Genomic DNA, 20,438 nt, shown 5'->3' on the forward strand with positions numbered 1-20,438 from the left:
CGTCCTCGATCGCGTGAACCCTGATCAGGCCTTCGGCAGGCAGTTCCACTCTGAGAGCGCTTCCAGGAGGCCTTCGGTCGTCTCGAGTGTGGCCAAGGTCGCACTGTCGACCCACGCGGCATCCGATGCGTCGTCGCCCGCTTGGAGCACACCCGACGTGACCTGGCATTCGTAGTCGAAGATCGCGAAAACCCCGTTCGGGGCCGGACGCTGAACGCTGCCGACCAGTCCGCCGACGGTGACGGAGAGTCCCGTCTCCTCGAAGACTTCCCTAGTCACAGCGACTTCGTCCGTCTCTCCAGACTCCACGCGCCCGCCCGGTATCGACCACATGCCTTCACCTGGAGGATTGGCGCGTCGCACGAGCAGTAGTCGCCCGGTCGAGTCATGGACGACTGCTCCTACACAGCGGATGGAGCGCTCGTTGCTGGCCGTCACGATCACGAAGCGTAGTCGCACCGGATCGGCGGTGCTGTCCACTACCCCGGCTGCGGTACAAATCTCCCAAGGTGCTGAATCGTGCTGTACAACGGTCACGAACGGCGCCAAACGGGTGCGAACGCGGACGGGGTGGACACCGTGAACTTGAAGAAGATTCTCACTTTCGCCGGAATCGCCTTGTTGCTGTTCTTCCTCATCGCGGAGCCACAGCAAGCGGCTCAGCTGGTGACGAACATCCTCAACTCGCTGCGAACTGCGGCTGAGGCCCTGATCACCTTCGTGCGACAATTGTTCTAGTTCCGCGCGAGCGGCGCGGGGCAGGGACAGGGCACTGGCTGGTACCAGAAAGGGCTGGTAGCGCATGTTCGCACCACGTGATCCGGACGACTACCTGTTGTCGAGCGAGCGTCGGGTCATCCGGGTGCGCAGGCACTGGTCCTACCTGATCTGGGACGTCCTGGAGGCGGCGGCGCTGCTCGCCGGCTTCATGATGATCTCCTACCTCGCGCCGGCCGACGCCAGCCTGATCCAGAACCTGTTGTGGTACGGGGCGCTGATCGTGCTGCTGCGCCTCTCGTACTTCATCATCGAGTGGTGGGTCGAGCGCATCGTCGTGACCGACAAGCGGTTCATGCTGACGTCGGGCGTCTTCGAGACCAAGGTCGCGATGATGCCCATCAGCAAGGTCACCGACCTCACCTACGAGCGCACCGTGGGCGGACGCATGTTCGGCTACGGCACGCTCATCGTGGAGTCGGCCGGTCAGATCCAGGCCCTCAACCGCCTGGAGTTCCTGCCGGACCCCGAAGAGGTGTACGACGCCATCTCGGAGCTGACCTTCGGCGACAAGAAGGCCCAGGCCGAACGCTTCTCGATGATCAAGGCTCAGCGGGCCGCGCGCGGCAAGAAGATGGTCCCGTAGCGGAGCCGGATTTCCACGTCGTCCACACTGGACGACGTGGTCATCGATCTGCACACCCATTCGTCCGAGTCCGACGGCACCGACAGTCCAGCGGATCTGGTGAGAGCCGCGGCGCTGGCCGGACTCGACGCGGTGGCGATCACGGACCACGACACCGCCGCCGGCTGGGCGGAGGCCGAAGCGGCGTTGCCCCCCGGCCTGCGGCTGGTCCGCGGCGCCGAGCTGTCGTGCTCGTCGCCTGACGGCTACGGCCGCACCATCACCGTTCATCTCCTGGCGTACCTGTACGACCCGACGCACGCCATGCTGATGAAGGAGCAGTCCCGCCTGCGCGAGGAGCGGCGGCACCGGCTGCAGAAGATGGCCGAGATGATGCAGGCCGACGGCTTCCCCATCGACCCGGTCGACCTGATGTCCCGGCTGCCGTTCGACGCGCCCGCCGGACGCCCGCACCTCGCCCAGGCGCTGATCCGCGCCGGCGTCGTGTCGTCCGTCGACGAGGCGTTCGCGACGTTCCTGACCGGCGGCCAGTACTACGTGGGCCGCACGGACACCCCCGTCGAGCGCGCGATCGAGATGATCACCGAGGCCGGCGGCGTCACCGTGCTCGCGCACCCGTTCGCCCGGTCCCGCGGCCCCGTCGTGGCGCCGTCCGTCGTGCGCTCGCTGGCCGAGCTGGGACTCGGCGGCGTCGAGGTGGACCACCCGGACCACGACCTGGAGACGCGCCACGCGCTGCGGCTGCTCGCGGACGAGCTGGGCCTGCTGGTCACCGGGTCGAGTGACTACCACGGCACGAACAAGACCGTCCGGCTCGGCGCGGAGACGACGGCACCGGAGATGCTGGATGCTCTGGCCGCGAAGGCGACGGGCGCCGAGATCCTCGTCGGAGCTTAGGGCGGTGTCACCGTGTTCAACGTGCGGCTCTTCATCGAGGCCTCGATCACGCTGCTGGTGATCATGGACCCACCCGGCACCGTGCCGGTGTTCCTGGGCCTGGTCGGCCGCAAGTCGCGGGACGCCCGCAAACGAGCCGCGCGGCAGGGCGTGCTGGTGTCGTTCCTGGTGATCACGCTGTTCGCGGTCGCCGGCAACTCGATCCTCGCGTACATGCACATCGGCATCCCCGCCCTGCAGGGCGCGGGCGGGCTGCTGCTGTTGCTGATCGCCCTGGACCTGCTGACCGGCAAGGGCGCGACCAACCACCCCGAGGTGGAGGACGTCAACATCGCCCTGGTGCCCCTCGGCACGCCGTTGCTGGCCGGGCCGGGCGCCATCGCGGCGACGATCGTGTTCGTGCGCCAGGCGGACGGCACTCTCGGGTCCTACCTGGCGCTGGCCGCGGCGATCGTGGCCGTGCACCTCGTGCTGCTGGGGACGCTGCGGTCCGCCGGGCTGCTGATCAAGGTGTTCAAGGAGAGCGGGATCCTGCTGATGGCCAAGATCGCCGGCCTGCTGCTGGCCGCGATCGCCGTGCAGCTGGTGGCGTCGTCGGTGCAGGGGTTCATCACGTCCGGCGTCTAACGCTCGATGCGCGCGCCGTCGCCGTCGATGATGATCGGGCGCTCGATGAGGCTCGGGTTCGCGACCATGTGCGCGATCCACTGGCCGCGGTCGTGTTCGAGGTCCGCCGGGTAGGCGGGTTCTTTGGTGCGGGCGATCTCCCACGGCTGCTTGCCGAGCTTGGTCAGGACTTCGTCGAGCTCTTCGGCCGTGGGGACGTCGTCGAGGTAGCGGCGTTCGGTGTAGTCGACGCCTGCGTCTTCGAGCCGCTGCTTGGCCGCGCGGCTCTTCGAGCAGCGCGGGTTGTGCCAGATCTCCATAGCTTCGCAATCTAGCGAGTCCGTGACGGTCGTCCGGATGCCCGGCGATCAAGCGAGTTCGTGTCGGTCGTCCGGTCAACCGCTCGTGCCGAACTCGGCGAAGCCCAGTTCGGCACGAGCGATTCGGCCGGACGACCGACTTGAGACGAACTCGCCGCCCCTGCGGAGCGGGGGCATCAAAAACTGTCGGGGGTCCTGAGTAACTTGGTTGGGGTGGAACAACTCGGCTTCGACTTCGGCACGACGGCGCCGCGCCGGCTCGTGCGCGTCACGCCTGCGAAGCTCTCGACGTGGACGGACTGCCCGCGCCGCTTCCGGATGACGTACCTCGACCGCCCCTCGCCACCGAGGGGCGGAGCCTGGGCGCACAACACGCTGGGTGCCGTGGTCCACAACGCGTTGAAGGCCCTCTTCGACCTGCCCGCCGAACGCCGCACACCGGACCAGGCCGTGGCGCTGGTGAACCGGCAGTGGAAGTCCGAGGGCTTCCGCGACGTCGACCAGGCCGCCGAGTACCGCACGCGTGCCTGCGGCTGGGTGCACGAGTACGTGTCGTCGCTGGACGTCGACTTCGAGCCGCTGGGCGTCGAGCGCTGGGTGTCGTCGCCGACCGAGCGGATCGTCGCCGAGGGCAGGGTCGACCGCATCGACTACCGCGACGGCGAGCTGGTGATCGTCGACTACAAGACGGGCCGGCACGTCCTGACCTCCGACGACGCCCGCGGCTCGCAAGCGCTCGCCTTATACGCACTCGCCGCCCGTCGCACCCTGCGCAAGCCGTGCCGCCGCGTCGAGCTGCACCACCTGCCGTCCGGTTCGGTGGCGGTGTGGGAGCACACGGAGGAGTCGCTGGCCCGGCACGTGCGCAGGGCGGAGGAGGCGGCCGACGAGATCGACCTGGCCACCGAGACGCTGAAGGCGGGCGGTGACCAGGAGATCCTGTTCCCGCCGGTGACGGGCCGCCAGTGCCAGTGGTGCGACTTCCGCCGGAGCTGTCCCGAGGGCCAGGCGGCCGCACCACCGCTCGAACCGTGGGACCTGCTGGCTCCGTAGCGTTCATGTGCTCGCCGTAGGGTGGCGGGCGTGGAAGTGGAAGCAGCCGTGGAAGAGAAGGCAGCAAAGCGGCCGTCGCGGATCTACGGGGTCCTGCGCGCTGTGAGCGGCGTGCTGGCCGTGGGCCTGGTGCTGCTCGCGCTGGGCAACATCGGCGTCCAGTTCTACGCGAACTCCCGCGACCTCCCGGGCCCCGGCACGCTCTCGGTCGTCGCGCACGTGGTGGCGGCGCTGGCGGCGGTCGGCGGCCAGATCGTGGCGGACCGGTACGCGGACTGGCGGGCGCCGGTGTCGTCGTTCGGCGTGCTGGTGGTGGCCGGGGTGACCCTGTGGGTCTTCTGGTGGGCCTAGGTCTTTCTGACCGTCGGTTCCGAGTTATCCACAGGGTGCTGTTGGCTTGACCTGCGGGTTCCTGGTTTTCGGTAGCCTGTGGACAACCGGGGAACCGAAATCGCGATTTCTTCGTTCCGCATAGGAGGAATCGCGGGGGCGGGGGTCGGGTCGGGCAGAGGACGGGCTCGAGGTGGCCGGGCCTGTGTGGCCGGGTTTGAGTGGGTCGCCGGGTTCGGGACCGGCTGTGGTTGGAGATCAGGCACTGGGTTCGGTACCGGGGACGTGGTTCGAGACCGGGCCGCGGAGAGTCGAGCGACCGCGCCCGCGCGATGCGGGCAAGCTGGCAGCCGCGTGCCGAGAGCCGCGCGCCGTGCCGGGAGCCGCGTGATGTGCCGGGAGCCGCGCGATGCGCCGGAAGCCGCGTGATGTGCGCGGGCTCGGGTCGGGAGTCAGGTTGGCGGGCTCGCGCGGGAAGGTGAGGGCGCCGGCTCAGGCCGTGGCCGTGTCGTTCTGGATCAGGCCGGCGCGCAACGCCGTCATCAGGGCCTGGGCCCGGTTGGAGGCGTGGAGCTTCTCGTAGAGGCGTGCCACGTAGGTCTTGGCGGTCGACGGCGAGACGTACAGCAGGCCCGCGATCTGCGGGATGGAATTGCCGTCCCGCAGCAGCGCGAGCACCTCGGACTCGCGCGGGCTCAGCGTCAGGCGGGTCGCGGCCGACTGGCGGCGGGCCATGGCTTCGGCCAGGCCGGTCGCGGTGAACGACGAGGCTGCCACGGCCGCGTGTCTGATGGCGCACAGGATCTCGTTCTCCGGCGCGGTCTTGCCCACGAACGCCGACGCGCCCGTTTCCAGGGCGCGGAACAGGACGTCGTCCTCGCCTTGGGCCGTCAGGACGACGATGCCTAGCGCGGGGTAGCGGTCGCGCAGGTCGCGGGCGAGTCTGAGGCCGTCGGCGTCCGGCAGGTGCACGGCCAGGGTGACGACGGTCGGTGCGTGTTCGGCGATGACGTTCAGGGCCTTGGCGGCCGTGTCCGCCTCGCCCACGATTTCCAGGTCGGTGCTGGTGGCGGCGAGCGTCCTCAAGCCGACTCGGGTGAGCGTGTGTCCGTCGACGACGACAACGCTGGTCTCCATGAGCTGTCCCCTCTCGGCTGAAGGTTCATCCCGCTTGTCGTTCCGGGTGAGCTGGTTGGTTACACCGAAAGGGCTAATAGAGCCTTTGGACCTTGGTCGGCAGGGGCCTGCGGGCGTGGAGAACGGCACTGGCGCCGGCGCGGCGGAACTGGCGCGGCGGCACTGGCGCTGAAGCGGCAGCTGCCGGCGCCACGGCAACGGCGGTGCGACGCCCTCGGCACTGACCGATGCCTGGCGTCGGCGCGACGGTCCCCGGCATGGCAGCACCGGCGTGCCAGTACCGGCGCCGCCACAACGACACCGGCACCAGCGACCGCAGAAACCCGAGGTTCAACCCCAACCCCGCCCGGCCTTCGGTCACAACCCCGTCAACACCCGCGCGATGCTGATCGCCCCCGGCCCGATGATCACCACGAACATCGCCGGGAACAGGCACACGATCAGCGGGAACAGGATCTTCACCGGCACCTTCTGCGCCATCTCCTCCGCCCGCTGGCGTCGGCGCAGGCGCATCTCGCGCGCCTGTTCGCGCAGCACCGCGGCGATCGGCACGCCCAGTTCGCCCGCCTGGGTCAGGGCCGAGACGAAGGCGCGGAGCTCCGGGACCGTGGTGCGGAGGGTGAGGGCTCGCAGGGACTCGTTGCGGGACTTGCCGATCTGCATCTCCTGCAGCACTCGGGCGCATTCGCGGGCCAGCGGGCCCGTGGTGTTGCGGGCGACCTGGGCCAGGGCGGCGTCGAAGCCCAGGCCCGCTTCCACGCACACCGTGAGCATGTCCAGGGCGTCCGGGAGGGCCCGGCGGATCGACGTCTGGCGTTTCTGGCCCGCGTTCAGCAGCAGGAGGTCGGGCAGGAAGAAGCCGAACGCGGCGACCACCAGAAAGCCCGTGACGAACCAGCCGACCGACCCGACACCCAGCAGGCCGCCCACCACGCCGCCCAGCAGCAGGCACAGGCCCTTCGCCGCCAGGACGCGGTCCGGGGTCCAGGTCGGCGGGTTGCCGGCCAGGTCCAGGCGGCGTTGCAGGCCCGCCGCCACGCCCGACGGGGACAGGCGCAGGGCGATCGAGCGCAGCCAGCTCGGGGAGGCGGCCGCCGTGGCGGCGGTGGCCGGCGGTGCGGCCGAGTAGCTCGTCTCGATCAGGGCGAGCGAGCCGGCGGCGGTCGCACGTGGTCTGACCACGAAGGCCGCGGCTCCCAGGAACACCGCCAGAACGAGGCAGCCGAGTCCCAGCACCAGTGCCATGTCACACCTCCACGCGCACGAGCTTGCGCATCCACAACGAGCCGAGGACGACCATCACGCCGGCGAACGCGAGCATCACGATGCCGATCAACGTGGTGTAGAGCGGGCGCATGTAGTCCGCACGGAACCAGAACAGGAACACCGCCAAGAAGACCGGCAGACCCACCAGGACGTACGCGGACAGGCGGCCCTCCGCCGACAGCGCGCGCACGTGCCGCCGTGTCTGGGAACGATCGCGCATGGTGGTGACCGTCGTCATCAGCACCTCGGCGAGGTTGCCGCCCACCTGGCGCTGGATGCGGATGGCCATCACCACCCACGTCAGGTCGGCGCTGCGCATCCGCAGGGCCACGCGGTCCAGCGCGTCCTCCAGCTCGGCGCCGATGCGGGTGGCGGCGAGGGCCCTGGAGAACTCGCCCGCGGTGGGCTGGGTGTCGTCGCGCACCACGGCGTCGATCGACTGGGCCAGCGAGAAGCCCGACCGCAGCGAGCTCGCGACGAGCTGCAGGACGTCCGGGAGCTGGTCGGCGAACGCGGCACAGCGCTTCGCGGTGCGGGCGCGCACGACCAGTGCCGTCACCAGCCACCCGCCCAGCGCGCCCACCGGGAGGCCGAACCACCACGTCGTCGCCACCGTCAGCAGTGCGGCCAGAGCGGCACACGCGCAGATCCGCAGCAGCGTCCACTCCGCCGCGCTCGCCTTCATGCCGGCGAGGTCGAGGCGGTCGGCCAGCCGGGCGGCGCCGACGTCGCTCATCACCCGCCGCGTCCACACCACGGCCGTCTGCGCGGCCTGGCTCTCCTCCTGCTCGACGGGTTCCTGCGCGCCGTAGAGCTCCAGGTGGCGCTCCAGCTTCTTCCCGACGGACGTGCGCCGGGGCGTCAGCACCATCACCGCGACGAAGAACACCACGAGGAACGTCCCGGCGATCAGCGCACCGGCCTGCCAGTTCTGCCCGGCGACCGGAGCGGGCACCGCCACAGGGGCCGGAGCAGCCGAGACGACAGGAGCCGGCGGCACGGCGGAAGGCACTGCCAGCGCGGCGAAAGCGGCGGCCAGGGCACCGGCGTCGGAGGCCGTCAGCAGACGCCCGCCCGCGGCGGCGGCGATCCGGCGCAGGGCGTCGTCGCTGTACTGGAAACCGATGACGTCGGTCGGCACACCCGCGGCGGCGACGGCACCCACCGCGGCGTCCACAGTGGACTTGCTCACGGTGTCCTCGCCGTCGGACACGACGACCATCCGCCGTTCCGAGATGCCCTGCAACGCCGACAACCCGACCGGGACGGCGTCGAACAACGACGTGTCACCCTTGGCCTGCAAGCGGTTCAGCGCCTCGGCGAACACGGAGCGGTCCGCGGTCGGCGGGAGGACGAGCGACGGCTGCGAGGAGAACGCGACCAGCCCGACCTGCACGTCGGCGGGCAACGAGCTCACGTAGGTCGCGATCGCCTGCCGCGCCACGACGATCCGATCCGGTGCCATCGAGCCGCTGGTGTCGAGCAGCACCACCACCCCGCGCGACGGTGCCGCGACGGCGAAAGCGCTGAACAGCAGCGAAAGCACGACACCGACCAGGAACCCGGCGAGAAGTCTCATCGCGGACCTCCTGCGAACAGGTGCGGGGGAACGTCGACGCCCCGGTCGCGCAGCCGTTCCACGAAGTGCGGCCGCAACCCCGTCGACCTCAGGCCGCCGCGGTAGAACCCGCGCTCGTCGACGCCCGCGTGGAAGTCGAACGTGAAGATGTCCTGCAGCGTCACGACATCGCCCTCCATCCCGATGACCTCGGTGATGTGAGTGATCCGCCGCGTGCCGTCCTTGAGCCGCGACTGGTGCACGATCAGGTCGATCGCGGACGCCATCTGCTCCCGGATCGCCCGCGCCGGCAGGTCCACGCCCGCCATCAGCACCATGGTCTCCAGGCGGGACAACGAGTCGCGCGGCGAGTTCGAGTGCACGGTCGTGATCGAGCCGTCGTGGCCGGTGTTCATGGCCTGCAACATGTCCAGCGCGGCGCCGTCGCGCACCTCGCCGACGATGATCCGGTCCGGCCGCATCCGCAGCGCGTTGCGGACCAGGTCGCGCACGGCCACCTCGCCGCGCGACTCCACGTTCGGCGGCCGCGCCTCCAGCCGCAGCACGTGGTCCTGGCGCAGCTGGAGCTCGGCCGCGTCCTCGATCGTCACGATGCGCTCGTCCGGCGGCACGAACGACGACAGCACGTTCAACGTCGTCGTCTTGCCGGAGCCGGTGCCGCCGCCGATCAGGACGTTCATCCGGCCGTGCACGCAGGCCTGCAACAGGAACGCGGTGGCCGGCGTCAGCGTGCCGAACCCGACCAGGTCGTCGACGGTGAACGGGTCCGAGGCGAACTTCCTGATCGTCAGCACCGAACCGTCCAGCGCGATCGGCGGCACCACGGCGTTCACGCGGCTGCCGTCGGGCAGGCGGGCGTCCACCATCGGCGAGGCCTCGTCGACGCGGCGCCCGACCTTGGCGACGATCTTGTCGATCGTGCGGCGCAGGTGCGACTCGTCCGCGAACGCCACCGGCACCGGCTCCAGCCGGCCGCCGCGTTCGACGTAGACCTGGTCGAAGCCGTTGACCATGATCTCGGAGATGCTCGCGTCACGCAGGTAGGGCTCCAGCGGGCCGTGGCCCAGGATCTCGTCCAGCACCTCCAGCGCGATGCGGGCGCGGTCGGCGTTGGTCAACGGCGTCTCGTCGCGCTCCAGCACGGCCTGCAACGTCTGGCGCACACGGGTTTCGAGCTCCCGTTGGTCGAGGTGCGCGTCGTAGAGCTTCGGGCCCAGCACCTCCAGCAGCCCCGCGTGGACGCTGCGCTTGACCTCGGCGAACGGGTCCGCGGCACGGACGTTGCGGCGCGTCACCGGGGTGGGAGACGCGGACTCCCGCTGGGCGGCGATGCGGTTGGCGAGGCTCATCGGAACCACCTCTTCGAGGACTTGGCGGCGGCAACGGGCTCGGCGAGCACGTGCTCGCGGGCGAACCGCGCGATCGCCTCGCTCACCGGGTGCCTCGGCTGGTCGAGGACGATCGGGTTGCCCTTGTTGACCGAGATCGGCACGTCCCTGCTGGACGGCACGTGCGCGCGGATGTCGCTGCGCACCACGCGGTCGATGTCGTCCATCGTCAGGCCGACCTTCGAGTCGGACCGGTTCAGCACGACCGACCTGATGTCGTGCGAGTAGGACAGCAGGTCGAGCATGTCCAGCGTCACGCGCAGGTTCTTCAACGACGGCACGTCCGGCGTGGTCAGCACGACGTGGTGATGCGAGGCGTCCATCGCCGCCAGCACGTGCTCGCTGAACGCCGACGGGGTGTCGACCACGACGAAGTCGAACATCGTCGGCAGCACCGCCAGCAGCTCGCCCACGAGCGACGCCGGGATCCGTTCCGCGTCACCGGGCTCGACCGGCGCGAGCAACGCGCTCAGGCCCGGCCGGCACGCCGTGAGCAGCGACGATGCTCCCGTCACGTCGACGTGGCCGAGCATTCCGAGCCCGTGCACGATCGTGCGGACCGGTTCGGCGCGCAGGCAGATGCCGACGTCGCCGAACGCCAGGTCGAGGTCCACCAGGCACACCGACCGCGCGCCGCCGGCCGCGAGCACCGACGCGAGGTTCACCGCCAGCGTCGTCTTGCCGCAGCCGCCCTTCGCCGCGAACACCGTGATCACCTGGCCGTGCCTGCGCTCCTCGGCCCGAGGTCGGGGGACCACCCCGGTCACCTGCGCGGACAGCGCCCGCGACCGGGCACAGGCATCGGCCAGGGACGTGCGGTCGTCCCGTGCGACGACCTCACGAACACCCGCGCGCAGCGCTTGCGTCAGCACGACGACGTCGAGTGCTTCGCGCACCAGCACGACACCGGCCGCGGGCCGGTCGACCCGAAGTGCCTCGGCGAACGCGAGGGCGTCGTCCAGGCCGATCGAAGGGCCGACGACGACGAGCAGCTCGGCGGGGTCCGCGGCGAGCAGCCGGCCGGCTTCCGCGAGGTCCGCGGCGGTGACGACCGCGCTGCCGGCGGCGGGGGAGAGCTGTCCGGCCCCGGCGGCCGGTTCACACAGGATCGTCATGGCGCGCCTCAGTTCCCGAACAGTGAGCGGTTGTCGACGCCGTTGCCCGGCGCGATGTCGGACTTGCCGCCGAGCAGCGCGAAGTAGAGCGTTCCCGTCTGCTGGCCGTGGATGAGCTTCTCCGCGTCCGCCTGCTTCACCGCGACCGTCACGATGGCCTTGCCGACGTCGCCGTCCTCCGCCGCCTTCTTCTCGTCGACGACGGAGAGGACCTCGAGCCCGGTCAGCAGCAGCCGGGTGGACTGGTTGCGCTCGTACTGCTTGGACAGGCCGTCACCGGCGGGGGTGTTGCCCTTGCCGTCCATCACCGTGAAGGTGTCGAAGACCGCGACCTTCGACCCCTTCTGGATCAGGCCGCCCGCCCGCTGCCACGCCTCCGTCGGCACGGTCACCGCGATCATCCCGTCGGGGATCGAGATCCCCTTGGCGAGCGAGGCCTCCTCGGTGAACGACGACCTCGTGAGCAGCTGCCCCTCGGCGAGCTCCGACGACGTGACCAGCTTCGCGAACGACGAGTCCACTTCGGACAGCACGTTGCCGGGCACGCTGCTCTTGGGCATCTGCTGCTGTTCCACCAGCTCTTTCAAGGACTCCGAGCTGGTGCCCGCCGGGATGCGCTCCTTCGCGACGAGCACCGTGACGGCCTGCTGCCCGGCGATGGCGCGCGAGTCGGCGCCTTTGACGTAGAGGAACACCCCGGCGGCGCCGCAGATGGCCAGCACCACCGCCAGGACGATGATGAATGCGCGGTTCTTCATGACTGCTCCTGGAGTTTCAGCCGGTGAGCTGGACGATGCGGACACCGAGGTCGGGGCCGCCGATGGTGCCGGAGTTCGGCATCAGGCCTTGGACGAAGTAGCCGGCGATGCACTTGTCCGAGCCCTTGCACTCGTTCTTGTTCGTCAGCCAGTCCTTCTGCGACGCGCCGGGAAGCCAGTACCCGGTGATGACGAAGCCCGCGAAGCCCGACAGCGTGTACGTGCCACCGGTGCCGGTGCCGGTCACCTTCGTGTAGACGGGCAGCCAGACCGCGGTGTGCGAGGACCACGACGCGGCCAGCGCGGTCTTGCAGTCCTTGCCGGCCGAGGCGCCGGTGTCCGCGCTGTAGGTGTTGTTCGTGATCAGCACCGAGCAGTCGTCGTCGACCTCGTCGACCCAGCCGAACTCACCGGGACCGTCCGACCCCGCGGGGCCACCGGGACAACCCGTGCCGCTCGTGGTGTGCAGCTTGAGCACCCGGTGCGCGGACAACGGCGGCGTCGCAGGGGGAACCGGGCCGAACACGGTGCCGCCGGAAGTCGCCGTCGACCACTCGCACCACGAGATGGTGAACGCGATCGTCGTCGCGGTCTTCGGCGGTCCCCACGTGGCGCGGGCACAGGCGTGGACGCGGGTCCCGGCGTAGGAGTCGTTGCCCAGCAACGACCTGGAGAACGCGGGTGGCAGCAGTGTGTCCCCGCTGCCGGTCTGCGTCGAGGTGTGCACGTCCACGTACTTGGTACCGGAAGCCGGTTTCGCGGGACAGTCGACCATCTTGCCGGTCGAGGCCGGGCATGCCGACAGCACGCTGTTGCCGTCGAACCCGCACACCTGCTCCACAGTGGACACGCCGTCCTTGGCGTTGTGGTTGGCGTAGTAGTTGGCCTTGTTCACCATGCAGGTCGAGGCGCCGGTCGCACAGCCGCGGGCGACGGCGAGGGCACCCGCGTCGGAACCGTTCTGCAGCTCCGCGCGCTCCTGGTAGAGCATGCCGGCGTCGATGACGATCGCGCCCATGCCCAGCAGCACGCCGAACCCGAGCAGGATGGAAATGAGCACGCCGAGCGCGCCGCGGTCGTCCGCCTTCACTCGCATGGCATGACCCCCTTGGCGCTCAAGGTGATCGGCGAGCCGAAGCTCGCGCCGCCGAGCATCCCGGCGAGGTCGCCGACCGGGGTGATGAAGCTGAACGTGTAGGTGGCCTTCACCTCGGCGCTCGCACCGCCCGCGGACCCGGCAGGGCACGAGGTGACCGAGACACCGACGCCGGACAGGCCGGTCGCGGCGTTCTGCGTGCGGGTGGCGGCGCCGGACTGCTTCAACGCGGCGACGCGCACGCCTTCGCGGGCCGCCTGGGTGAGGGTGATCTGGGCGTGCAGCGCGCGCCCGAAGTCGACGATGCCCATGACCAGCACGAGCAGGATCGGCATCAGCAGGGCGACCTCGACAGCGGTCGCGCCGCGATCGCGAGCATCTCTCTTCATGACCGCTCCGAAGTGGGTGCGCGGCCGGCTGGGGGAAGGGGGACCGCCGGCCGCGCGGGAACAGGAGACGTCAGACGTCGACGAGGTCGGCGATGAACTCGTACATCTCGTTCATGTTCACGCCGACGGCCGTGATGGCCACCATGGCGGCGACCACGATCAACGCCAGCATCAGGCCGTACTCGACGGCGGTGGCGCCGCGGTCCGCTTCGTGCTGACGTCGGCGCATCAGAGCTTGCCGGCGATCTCGTTGAACAGGGCCAGCAGGTTCGTGCCGAGCAGCGTGACACCCGCGATGATCACGATGGCGATCAGCGCGACCATGAGGCCGTACTCGACCGCCGTGGCGCCGCGGTCGTCTTCGCGCTTCGCGGTGCGGGTGAGGAACGTCTGCACGTAGCTGAGGAAGGTGAGCATCGCGGTCTCCTGGGGGAAGGGTCCGAATCGGGACACCGCCACTCTGAGTGACCACCGTGCTCGTTCGGTATCGGCCGAAGAGACAGGCCGAAAGCGCTGATCGGACGACGTTGTCGGCCGGAAGGGGGACACGCCGTCGGCCCGCCGGTCAGACCTGCCATCGTCACGTTCCGTCGAGATCGTACGCGACCTACCGTCGAGCGCATGATGGTTCTCTGGGCGGCAGGAGGTGCCGTGGGCGGCCTCGTCTCGGGGGTCGCGCTGCGCGAGGTCGTCAACCGGTTCACGCGCACCGGCATCGCGTTGCCGGCGGTGTCGGCCGCCGTCCTGGCGGTGCTCGCGGTCAAGTTCGCCGGTTCCGCGGAGGTCCTCGCGTTCGCGGCGCTGGGCGCGGTCGGGGTCGCGCTGGCGTTCGTCGACGCGGCCGAGCGCCGGCTGCCGGACGTGCTGACGCTGCCCGCGTACCCGCTCGTGCTGGCCCTGCTGACGGTGTCCGCGCTGACCGGCGGCACGTTCGGCGCGCTCGGCCGCGCGGTGCTCGGCGGGCTCGCGCTCGTGGTCGTCTACCGGGTGCTGGAGCTCGTCAACCCAGCTGGAATGGGCCACGGCGACGTGAAGCTGTCCGGGGTCGTCGGCATGGCGCTCGCGTGGCTCGGCTGGCCGGTGCTGCTGCTCGGCGCGGCGCTGGCGTTCGTGCTGTCCGCCGTGGTGTCACTGGTTCTGCTGGCCCTGCGCCGGGTCACGCTCAAGAGCACGCTGCCGTTCGGGCCGTTCATGTTGCTCGGCGCGTTCGCGGCGGTGTTGCTGAGCTGACGGGCGGAACTCGCACTTCCGCCGAGCCGGTTCGTCACCTACTGTGTGCTCTCGATCCGCTTGGGGAGGCGGGTCGGGACTTCTGGGGGAAGTAATGGCTGTGGGGGAAGTCGTTGGCGCGCGCCGGGAATCGGTCGCGTTGCCCCTTCCGGTGTTGCTGGTGCTGGCCGCGTTCGCCGCCGCCGTGGTCGCGCAGGGTGGGTACTACCTGCCAGGACGGGTCATGTCCTGGCTGCTGGTCGGCGTGGCCGTCGTGCTGGCACGTCCTCGGCACAACCTCGTCGCCGCGCTGGGTGGCGTGCTCGCGTTGTGGGCGCTGGTGCGCGGGCTGCTCGAGGGGGACGTGCTCTCGGGAGTGCCCACCGCGGCGGCCGCCGGTGTGTTCGTCGGCGCTGTTCTCGTGGTGGCGCAGACTGATCAGGACCAGCGCGAGGTGCTCGGCACGGTCGTCGCCGGCGTCGGCGCGCTGGTCGGGCTGACCGGGTGGGTGGCCGTGGTGTTCCGGGTGCCGTCGTGGACGACGGTCGCGGAGGGGTTGCTGCGGGCCGCGTCGACGCTGACCTACCCGAACGCCGCCGCCGCGGTGATGGCGGCGGGCGTGGTGCTGTCGCTGGTCCTGCGGCCGACGCTGCTCACGGCGGGCGCGGGTTTCCTGCTGTGCACGGGAATCGGCGCGACGATGAGCCGGGCCGGGGCGGTCGCGCTGGCGGCCGGTCTGCTCGTGCTGTGCCTGAGCTGGGGCTGGAAGAGGACGATCGTCGCCGCCCTGCCGCCGTTGCTGGGCGCGGTCGTGGCCATGGCGGCGTTGCTGCCGTCCATGCGGGTCGCCGACGAGCCGAAGCCGCTGCTCGCGGTCGGTGGACTGGTCGCGGGAGCCGTGGTGGCACTGGGCCTGCGCCGGCTCGGCCGGTTCGCGCTCCCGCTCGCGCTGCTGCTCGCGGCCGGTGGCGTGGCGGCCGCGCTCGCCTTCGCGGACGGGCTCGCGACGCGGCTCTCGTTCAGCTCGCCGGACCGCGCGGGGGCCACCGGCGCGGCGCTGGAACTGGTGGCGCGCAGGCCGGTGCTGGGCGTCGGGCCGGGAAATGGATCTTTTTTCTTCGAGCACAGCAACCAGGGCACCCGTGTGATGCGTTACGTGCACAACGAGTACCTCCAGGTGCTGGTGGAGCTCGGAGCCGTCGGACTGGTGCTGGCACTGGGGGTGGTGGTCGTGGTGCTGATCGCGCTGTGGCGGGGACGTGGCACCCCGCTGTGGCCGGGAGCGCTGGCGGCCGTCGCCGTCCTGCTGGTGCACAGCGGTTTCGACTTCCTGTGGCACCTGCCCGTGGTGCTCGTCGTCGCCGGCCTCTGCGCCGGTCTGGGGTTTCCGTCCACGAGGGGCGGAAAGGTTGAGGGGGTAACAGGATGAAGAAGCTCTCCGGGGGCAGAACCCTGGCCGTCGTCGCGGTTGCCGGTGGCGCGGTCCTCGCGTCCATCGCGCCCGTCATGGCGGACGTGAGCGCGCAGTCGCCTTCGCTCGGCGCCGTCAGGGTCGAGACGCCGGCGAAGTGGAAGTCGCTCGGCGCGGTGCTCGAGACCCAGGTGACCTACTCCTGCCCGGTCGGCACGCAGTCGCCGTACCTGCAGCTGAACCTCACGCAGTCGGTGCTCGGCGGCATCGCGTCCGGCGGCGCCTACCGGGACAACCTGAACTGCACCGGCGGGTTCGAGACCATCACGGTCAACGTGACGGCGGAGGGCCGGTCGTTCAGCCTGCTCACGCCGGTGTTCGCGAAGGCCGAGGTGCGGGGCTACCCGAACGTGGCCGCGCGGGACGAGCGCGAGATCCGCGTCAGCCTGTAACCACTAGGAGGTCAGCCAGGCTCGCCACGTCGGGAGCAGGGTGGCCATGAGCTCGTGCGGTGCCTCGGTGTTCGGGGAATGCATCACTCCGGGGAGCACGGCGAAGTCGGCGTCCAGCCGTTCGGCCATGTCGCGCTGAGCGGCTGGGCTCCACGCGTCGTCCGCGTCACCGCACACCACCAGGCACGGCGTGCCCGACGACCGCAGTGCGCGGGCCAGCTTCGCCACCTGGTCCGGCTCGTGGCGCAGGCCGTTGCCCATGCCGAGCAACGCCGCGGCGGGCGACTTCAGGAACCGCGCGCGGTAGAAGTCCTTCAGCTCCTGCGGAACCAGGGCCCACGCCGGGTTCTGCGCCGACCGCAGCTCGTTCAGCTTCTGCGTGCCCTCGACACCCTGCTCGGCCAGCACGTGCTCGCCGACCTCCAGCACCGCGCGGCGGTCACCCGCGGGCAGCTCCGACGGGCCGGACGACATCAGCGTGAGCCCGACGACCGGGGCGCCCGCGAACACCGCCGCCCGGCACACCAGGCCGCCGTAGGAGTGGCCCAGCAACAGGACCCGGCGGCCGTCCGCGGCGATCTTGCCGATCAGCTCGGCGAGCACCGACCCGAGCGGGCCGGGGCGGTAGAGCGCCTCGTCGTCGGGACCCTGCGAGTCCTGCTGGCCCGGCAGGTCGATCGCGACGACCTCGAAGCCCGCGTCCGAGATCGGGTCGAGCATCGGCGCGAAGTCCTCTTTGGACCCCGTGTAGCCCGGCACCAGCACCACCGTCGTGCGCATCGCGTCGTCGCCCAGCGCGGGCGCGCGCAGCGCCGCGATCGTGCCGTAGCGGCCCGGGAGGTCGACGCGGTGCGCCCGGTGCGGGCTGATCTGCGAGTACACGTGACGCACTATCGCAGTGCGACCAGGGTTTCGCCACGCTGCTCGAGCACCACGGGACCCGCTGTGGCGAGTTGCACAGGGCCCGAGTAGTCCCCGCGGTTCACCTTGATCGTCCCCACGACGGCACCGGTGGCCTGCTCGTACACCCGCAGACCGTCCTTCACCGGGATCAGCGCGCGGCCCGCGAGCGTCGTGCCGGCACCCAGCGCGCCATCGGCAGTCCACAGTGGAGTGAGCGTGTCCTGCGAGAGGGCGATCGTCTTCGAACCGGAGAACCAGAAGACGTTCGTCTTCGTCGAGAACGTGCGCGCCACGTGGTTCGGCGGGTCGACGAAGTCGGCGTCCGGCACGTCGAGCGGGGTGTCGCTGATCTGCGTGCCGTTCTCGGCGTCGAACACGAGCAGCCGGCCGGGGTTCGGCACCGCGACCGCGACGAGCTTCTCCGTGACGCCCACGACCTGCACGTTCTTGCCGCCGGTGAGGACGCTCGCGAACACCTTCGGCTCGTCGGACTTGTCCGGGTTCGGCTTGAGCACCGAGATCCGGTCGAAGGCGTCCTCCGGGCAGCGCTCGACCATCGCGAACCGGCCGGACGTCACCGCGACCGACCCGTAGGTGCAGCCGGCCCGCGGCTGCTTGCCGGGGTTCACGATCGCGCGCAGGGTGCCGTACTCGAGCGAGCGCACCAGGTCGTCGCGCCGGTAGACCTCGAGGAACTTCGACCCGGTGGTGATGAGGTGCGACCCCTCGTTGAGCAATGCCGTGCCCGGTTCCGCGTCGCCGTTGCGCTGCGCCCGCCGCTCGCCGGTCACCCCGTCGAGCGAGGTGAGCTCCGAGCAGTTAGTGCCCTTCGAGTACAGCGCCATCGCGCGGCCCCAGCCCGTGCTCACCACGCACAGCGGCAGGTCGCGCTCGTAGGTCCACCGGACGTCACCCGTCAGCGGGTCACGGCCGTGGACCGTGCCGCCGTCGCCGGTGACGATCGCCGAGGGCTTCTCCTCGCCGGTCTGGACCGACGGCGTGAGCACGACCACGGGGGACTGCGTCGCACCGCTTTTCGCCCGCCACACCTCGGCGAGCGACGGCGGCAGCGCGGCGACCTCGGGCAGCTGCTCCCACGACGACGGCCCGGTGACCGACGTCGTGGCACGAGCGTCGCTGAACGCCCAGGTCAGGACGGACGCGACGAGCGAGACGACGGCGATCACCGCGACGGCGATGAAATCGGCGCGGGTGCGCCAGGACCGGGCGGGCGGGCGTTCCTCGACGGGCCCTTGCTCGGACGCTGCTGCGTGCGCGGGCTCGTCGAGGACGTCCTCGACCTCGGTGACGTCGGAACCGGGGGACGACATGGTGATCAGTCTGCCGAAGGAGCGGCCTGTTCGGCAGAGGTTCGGCGACGACGGCGCCGGCGCGGCTTGTCCGAGGCGGGCTTGTCGGCCGGTTCGGACGTCGCCGCCTCGGCCTGCTGGCCCTCCTGCGTGACGCCGCCACGGCTGCGCGTGCGCGCCCGCGAACGCTTCGGACGGGTCTCCTCGTTCGACTCCGACGCCTGGTCGGCGCCACCGGGACCGGAACCGGAGCCCGTGCGGCGACGGCGCTTGCGCTTGCCGGCGTCGAGGTTCTCCTCCTCCTCGGCGTCGAGACCCGCGCGGGTGCGGTGGCTCAGCGGCAGCCGGCCCGTCGAACCCGAGGGGATGCCGAGGTCGTTGTAGAGGTGCTCCGACGTGGAGTAGGTCTCGACCGGCAGCGGCTGGCCGAGGCCGAGCAGCTCGTCGACGACCTGCCAGCGGTGCGTCTCGTCCCAGTCGACGAACGTGATCGCGACGCCCGTGCGCCCGGCGCGGCCCGTGCGGCCGATGCGGTGGACGTAGGTCTTCTCGTCCTCGGGGCACTGGTAGTTGATGACGTGCGTCACGTCGTCGATGTCGATGCCGCGCGCGGCGACGTCGGTGGCGACCAGCACGTCGACCTTGCCGTTGCGGAACGCCCGCAGCGCCTTCTCCCGCGCGCCCTGGCCGAGGTCGCCGTGCACGGCGGCCGCGGCGAACCCGCGTTCGGTCAGGTCGTCGGCGACCTTCTGCGCGGTCCGCTTGGTGCGCGCGAAGACCATCGTGAGGCCGCGGTCGCGGGCCTGCAGGGCGCGGGCCAGCATCTCCGGCTTGTCCATCGAGTGCGCGCGGTAGACGAACTGCGAGGTGTTCTCGTGCGTCTGGCCGGCGTCGTTCTCCTCGGCGCGGATGTGCGTCGGCTGCGTGAGGAACGTGCGGGCGAGCGTGATGATCGGGCCCGGCATGGTCGCGCTGAACAGCATCGTCTGGCGCTGGTCGGGGACCATGTTCAGGATGCGCTCGATGTCGGGCAGGAAGCCCAGGTCGAGCATCTCGTCGGCCTCGTCGAGCACCAGCATGCGGACCTTGCCGAGCACCAGGTGGCGCTGTTCGGCCAGGTCGAGCAGGCGGCCGGGCGTGCCGATGACGACGTCGACGCCCTTGCGCAGCTGCGCGATCTGCCGCTCGTAGGGGATTCCGCCGTAGATGGCGGCGACCTTCAGGTCCAGGTGCTTCGACGCGTCCGTGAGGTCGTGCGACACCTGGAGACACAGCTCACGGGTCGGGACGACCACGAGGGCCTGCGGGGTGCCGTCGCCGGGGGTCTCGACGCGGTGCAGCAGCGGCACGCCGAACCCGAGGGTCTTGCCGGTGCCGGTGCGCGCCTGGCCGATGACGTCGTCGCCGGCGAGGGCGATGGGGAGCGTCAGCTGCTGGATGGCGAACGTGCGCTCGATGCCGGCTTCGCTGAGCGCCTTGACGATCTCCTCGCGCACGCCCAGCTCGGCGAACGTGGGGGCTTCGGTCTCCACCGGGGCGTCTGCCAGCAGCGGGTGCGACGTGTCTTCCTCGGGAACTCCGGCCTCGCTGTGTTCCAGGAGGACCGGGTCCAGATGTGCTTCTACTTCAGCGGTCAGGGTGATCAGCCTCTCTCGTACCAAGCGCGTACGAGCCCTGCCGGGCCTCTCGACCGCGCTCTGTGGAGCAGCTGCGGGAAAGGTGTACGCGCACCATTTCGTGCGCCTCGCGGCGGTTCGTCACACTCGTCACGCCGGGCGTCCAGGGCCATTCTACCTGCCCAGACGCATTTGACCACCCAGCGCGACGAATCCGATCACCGAGAGCTGCCCGAGGGG

At 70.5% G+C, this 20,438-nt stretch carries 24 protein-coding genes; 9 read left to right on the plus strand and 15 right to left on the minus strand.

The features are described 5' to 3' along the window. Positions 1–24: 24 nt before the first annotated feature. Positions 25–438, minus strand: coding sequence for an NUDIX hydrolase (locus ACFWV3_RS38090; protein WP_382418845.1), 414 nt, complete (start codon positions 436–438; stop codon positions 25–27). 81 nt (positions 439–519) lie between these two features. Between ACFWV3_RS38090 and ACFWV3_RS38095 the strand changes: the two genes are divergently transcribed. The 4 genes from ACFWV3_RS38095 (at position 520) to ACFWV3_RS38110 (ending at position 2,887) form a co-directional block, all read left to right on the plus strand. Beyond that, entirely contained in the window at positions 520–738 is a 219-nt protein-coding gene (locus tag ACFWV3_RS38095) for a hypothetical protein (protein WP_035913535.1), read from the plus strand. A 64-nt stretch (positions 739–802) separates the two neighbouring features. Next, the gene (locus ACFWV3_RS38100; RefSeq protein WP_382418787.1) at positions 803–1,363 is read left to right on the plus strand and encodes a PH domain-containing protein; all 561 of its coding nucleotides are present in this window, start codon (positions 803–805) and stop codon (positions 1,361–1,363) included. 36 nt (positions 1,364–1,399) lie between these two features. After that, positions 1,400–2,260, plus strand: coding sequence for a PHP domain-containing protein (locus ACFWV3_RS38105; RefSeq protein ID WP_382418788.1), 861 nt, complete (start codon positions 1,400–1,402; stop codon positions 2,258–2,260). 12 nt (positions 2,261–2,272) lie between these two features. Further along, on the plus strand, positions 2,273–2,887 hold the full coding sequence (locus ACFWV3_RS38110; protein WP_382418789.1) for a MarC family protein: 615 nt from the start codon (positions 2,273–2,275) through the stop codon (positions 2,885–2,887). On the opposite strand, the gene ACFWV3_RS38115 is transcribed toward ACFWV3_RS38110, so the two are convergent. Beyond that, the gene (locus ACFWV3_RS38115; protein WP_382418790.1) at positions 2,884–3,186 is read right to left on the minus strand and encodes an arsenate reductase family protein; all 303 of its coding nucleotides are present in this window, start codon (positions 3,184–3,186) and stop codon (positions 2,884–2,886) included. The genes ACFWV3_RS38110 and ACFWV3_RS38115 overlap by 4 nt on opposite strands. Positions 3,187–3,399: 213 nt before the next feature. Here ACFWV3_RS38115 and ACFWV3_RS38120 point away from each other — a divergent pair, with 213 nt between their 5' ends. Continuing rightward, the gene (locus tag ACFWV3_RS38120; protein WP_382418791.1) at positions 3,400–4,239 is read left to right on the plus strand and encodes a RecB family exonuclease; all 840 of its coding nucleotides are present in this window, start codon (positions 3,400–3,402) and stop codon (positions 4,237–4,239) included. 30 nt (positions 4,240–4,269) lie between these two features. After that, complete coding sequence (locus tag ACFWV3_RS38125) at positions 4,270–4,590, plus strand: hypothetical protein (protein WP_382418792.1); 321 nt, start codon at positions 4,270–4,272, stop codon at positions 4,588–4,590. 471 nt (positions 4,591–5,061) lie between these two features. Here the strand turns inward: ACFWV3_RS38125 and ACFWV3_RS38130 are convergent, their stop codons facing one another. From ACFWV3_RS38130 to ACFWV3_RS38175, 10 genes are all read right to left on the minus strand, one after another. After that, positions 5,062–5,706 (minus strand): response regulator, encoded by a 645-nt coding sequence (locus ACFWV3_RS38130; RefSeq protein ID WP_382418793.1) that lies wholly within the window; start codon positions 5,704–5,706, stop codon positions 5,062–5,064. Positions 5,707–6,063: 357 nt separating this feature from the next. Continuing rightward, positions 6,064–6,951 (minus strand): type II secretion system F family protein, encoded by an 888-nt coding sequence (locus ACFWV3_RS38135; RefSeq protein ID WP_382418794.1) that lies wholly within the window; start codon positions 6,949–6,951, stop codon positions 6,064–6,066. Position 6,952: 1 nt separating this feature from the next. Then, complete coding sequence (locus ACFWV3_RS38140) at positions 6,953–8,551, minus strand: VWA domain-containing protein (RefSeq protein WP_382418795.1); 1,599 nt, start codon at positions 8,549–8,551, stop codon at positions 6,953–6,955. Further along, positions 8,548–9,900: a CpaF family protein gene (locus ACFWV3_RS38145; RefSeq protein ID WP_382418796.1), complete on the minus strand. Its 1,353-nt coding sequence runs from the start codon at positions 9,898–9,900 to the stop codon at positions 8,548–8,550. Before ACFWV3_RS38145 ends, ACFWV3_RS38140 begins: the two co-directional genes overlap by 4 nt. Next, a complete protein-coding gene (locus tag ACFWV3_RS38150; RefSeq protein ID WP_382418797.1) occupies positions 9,897–11,054 on the minus strand; it encodes a CpaE family protein in 1,158 nt (385 codons plus the stop codon). The genes ACFWV3_RS38145 and ACFWV3_RS38150 overlap by 4 nt, the downstream gene beginning before the upstream one ends. 8 nt (positions 11,055–11,062) lie before the next feature. After that, positions 11,063–11,812: a Flp pilus assembly protein CpaB gene (gene cpaB, locus ACFWV3_RS38155; protein WP_382418798.1), complete on the minus strand. Its 750-nt coding sequence runs from the start codon at positions 11,810–11,812 to the stop codon at positions 11,063–11,065. A gap of 16 nt (positions 11,813–11,828) precedes the next feature. Further along, complete coding sequence (locus tag ACFWV3_RS38160; RefSeq protein ID WP_382418799.1) at positions 11,829–12,908, minus strand: TadE/TadG family type IV pilus assembly protein; 1,080 nt, start codon at positions 12,906–12,908, stop codon at positions 11,829–11,831. Further along, positions 12,899–13,297 (minus strand): TadE/TadG family type IV pilus assembly protein, encoded by a 399-nt coding sequence (locus ACFWV3_RS38165; protein WP_382418800.1) that lies wholly within the window; start codon positions 13,295–13,297, stop codon positions 12,899–12,901. Before ACFWV3_RS38165 ends, ACFWV3_RS38160 begins: the two co-directional genes overlap by 10 nt. A 70-nt stretch (positions 13,298–13,367) precedes the next feature. After that, positions 13,368–13,526 carry a Flp family type IVb pilin gene (locus ACFWV3_RS38170; protein WP_382418801.1) on the minus strand — a complete coding sequence of 53 codons (159 nt, stop codon included), beginning with the start codon at positions 13,524–13,526 and terminating at the stop codon, positions 13,368–13,370. Beyond that, entirely contained in the window at positions 13,526–13,714 is a 189-nt protein-coding gene (locus ACFWV3_RS38175; protein WP_382418802.1) for a Flp family type IVb pilin, read from the minus strand. Before ACFWV3_RS38175 ends, ACFWV3_RS38170 begins: the two co-directional genes overlap by 1 nt. Positions 13,715–13,918: 204 nt before the next feature. On the opposite strand from ACFWV3_RS38175, the gene ACFWV3_RS38180 reads away from it, so the two are divergent. From ACFWV3_RS38180 to ACFWV3_RS38190, 3 genes are all read left to right on the plus strand, one after another. Then, entirely contained in the window at positions 13,919–14,527 is a 609-nt protein-coding gene (locus tag ACFWV3_RS38180) for a prepilin peptidase (protein ID WP_382418803.1), read from the plus strand. 100 nt (positions 14,528–14,627) lie between these two features. After that, complete coding sequence (locus tag ACFWV3_RS38185) at positions 14,628–15,935, plus strand: O-antigen ligase family protein (protein ID WP_382418804.1); 1,308 nt, start codon at positions 14,628–14,630, stop codon at positions 15,933–15,935. After that, the gene (locus ACFWV3_RS38190; protein ID WP_382418805.1) at positions 15,932–16,369 is read left to right on the plus strand and encodes a hypothetical protein; all 438 of its coding nucleotides are present in this window, start codon (positions 15,932–15,934) and stop codon (positions 16,367–16,369) included. Before ACFWV3_RS38185 ends, ACFWV3_RS38190 begins: the two co-directional genes overlap by 4 nt. A 3-nt stretch (positions 16,370–16,372) precedes the next feature. Here the strand turns inward: ACFWV3_RS38190 and ACFWV3_RS38195 are convergent, their stop codons facing one another. From ACFWV3_RS38195 to ACFWV3_RS38205, 3 genes are read right to left on the minus strand one after another with little or no spacing between them, the layout of a single operon-like run. Beyond that, the gene (locus ACFWV3_RS38195; protein ID WP_382418806.1) at positions 16,373–17,251 is read right to left on the minus strand and encodes an alpha/beta fold hydrolase; all 879 of its coding nucleotides are present in this window, start codon (positions 17,249–17,251) and stop codon (positions 16,373–16,375) included. A gap of 8 nt (positions 17,252–17,259) precedes the next feature. Continuing rightward, positions 17,260–18,603 (minus strand): hypothetical protein, encoded by a 1,344-nt coding sequence (locus tag ACFWV3_RS38200; protein ID WP_382418807.1) that lies wholly within the window; start codon positions 18,601–18,603, stop codon positions 17,260–17,262. A 5-nt stretch (positions 18,604–18,608) separates the two neighbouring features. Further along, on the minus strand, positions 18,609–20,228 hold the full coding sequence (locus ACFWV3_RS38205) for a DEAD/DEAH box helicase (RefSeq protein WP_382418846.1): 1,620 nt from the start codon (positions 20,226–20,228) through the stop codon (positions 18,609–18,611). Positions 20,229–20,438: the final 210 nt, after the last annotated feature.

The organism is Lentzea sp. NPDC059081 (assembly GCF_042738015.1).
In the GTDB taxonomy this organism is placed as follows: Bacteria; Actinomycetota; Actinomycetes; order Mycobacteriales; family Pseudonocardiaceae; genus Lentzea.

Bases quoted from the DNA above. Each gene is read 5' to 3' on its own strand.
- ACFWV3_RS38100 (WP_382418787.1), top strand. From the start codon at position 803: ATGTTCGCACCACGTGATCCGGACGACTACCTGTTGTCGAGCGAGCGT.
- ACFWV3_RS38115 (WP_382418790.1), bottom strand. From the start codon at position 3,186: ATGGAGATCTGGCACAACCCGCGCTGCTCGAAGAGCCGCGCGGCCAAG.
- ACFWV3_RS38130 (WP_382418793.1), bottom strand. From the start codon at position 5,706: ATGGAGACCAGCGTTGTCGTCGTCGACGGACACACGCTCACCCGAGTC.
- ACFWV3_RS38135 (WP_382418794.1), bottom strand. From the start codon at position 6,951: ATGGCACTGGTGCTGGGACTCGGCTGCCTCGTTCTGGCGGTGTTCCTG.
- ACFWV3_RS38140 (WP_382418795.1), bottom strand. From the start codon at position 8,551: ATGAGACTTCTCGCCGGGTTCCTGGTCGGTGTCGTGCTTTCGCTGCTG.
- ACFWV3_RS38145 (WP_382418796.1), bottom strand. From the start codon at position 9,900: ATGAGCCTCGCCAACCGCATCGCCGCCCAGCGGGAGTCCGCGTCTCCC.
- ACFWV3_RS38150 (WP_382418797.1), bottom strand. From the start codon at position 11,054: ATGACGATCCTGTGTGAACCGGCCGCCGGGGCCGGACAGCTCTCCCCC.
- cpaB (WP_382418798.1), bottom strand. From the start codon at position 11,812: ATGAAGAACCGCGCATTCATCATCGTCCTGGCGGTGGTGCTGGCCATC.
- ACFWV3_RS38160 (WP_382418799.1), bottom strand. From the start codon at position 12,908: ATGCGAGTGAAGGCGGACGACCGCGGCGCGCTCGGCGTGCTCATTTCC.
- ACFWV3_RS38165 (WP_382418800.1), bottom strand. From the start codon at position 13,297: ATGAAGAGAGATGCTCGCGATCGCGGCGCGACCGCTGTCGAGGTCGCC.
- ACFWV3_RS38170 (WP_382418801.1), bottom strand. From the start codon at position 13,526: ATGCGCCGACGTCAGCACGAAGCGGACCGCGGCGCCACCGCCGTCGAG.
- ACFWV3_RS38175 (WP_382418802.1), bottom strand. From the start codon at position 13,714: ATGCTCACCTTCCTCAGCTACGTGCAGACGTTCCTCACCCGCACCGCG.
- ACFWV3_RS38180 (WP_382418803.1), top strand. From the start codon at position 13,919: ATGATGGTTCTCTGGGCGGCAGGAGGTGCCGTGGGCGGCCTCGTCTCG.
- ACFWV3_RS38190 (WP_382418805.1), top strand. From the start codon at position 15,932: ATGAAGAAGCTCTCCGGGGGCAGAACCCTGGCCGTCGTCGCGGTTGCC.
- ACFWV3_RS38200 (WP_382418807.1), bottom strand. From the start codon at position 18,603: ATGTCGTCCCCCGGTTCCGACGTCACCGAGGTCGAGGACGTCCTCGAC.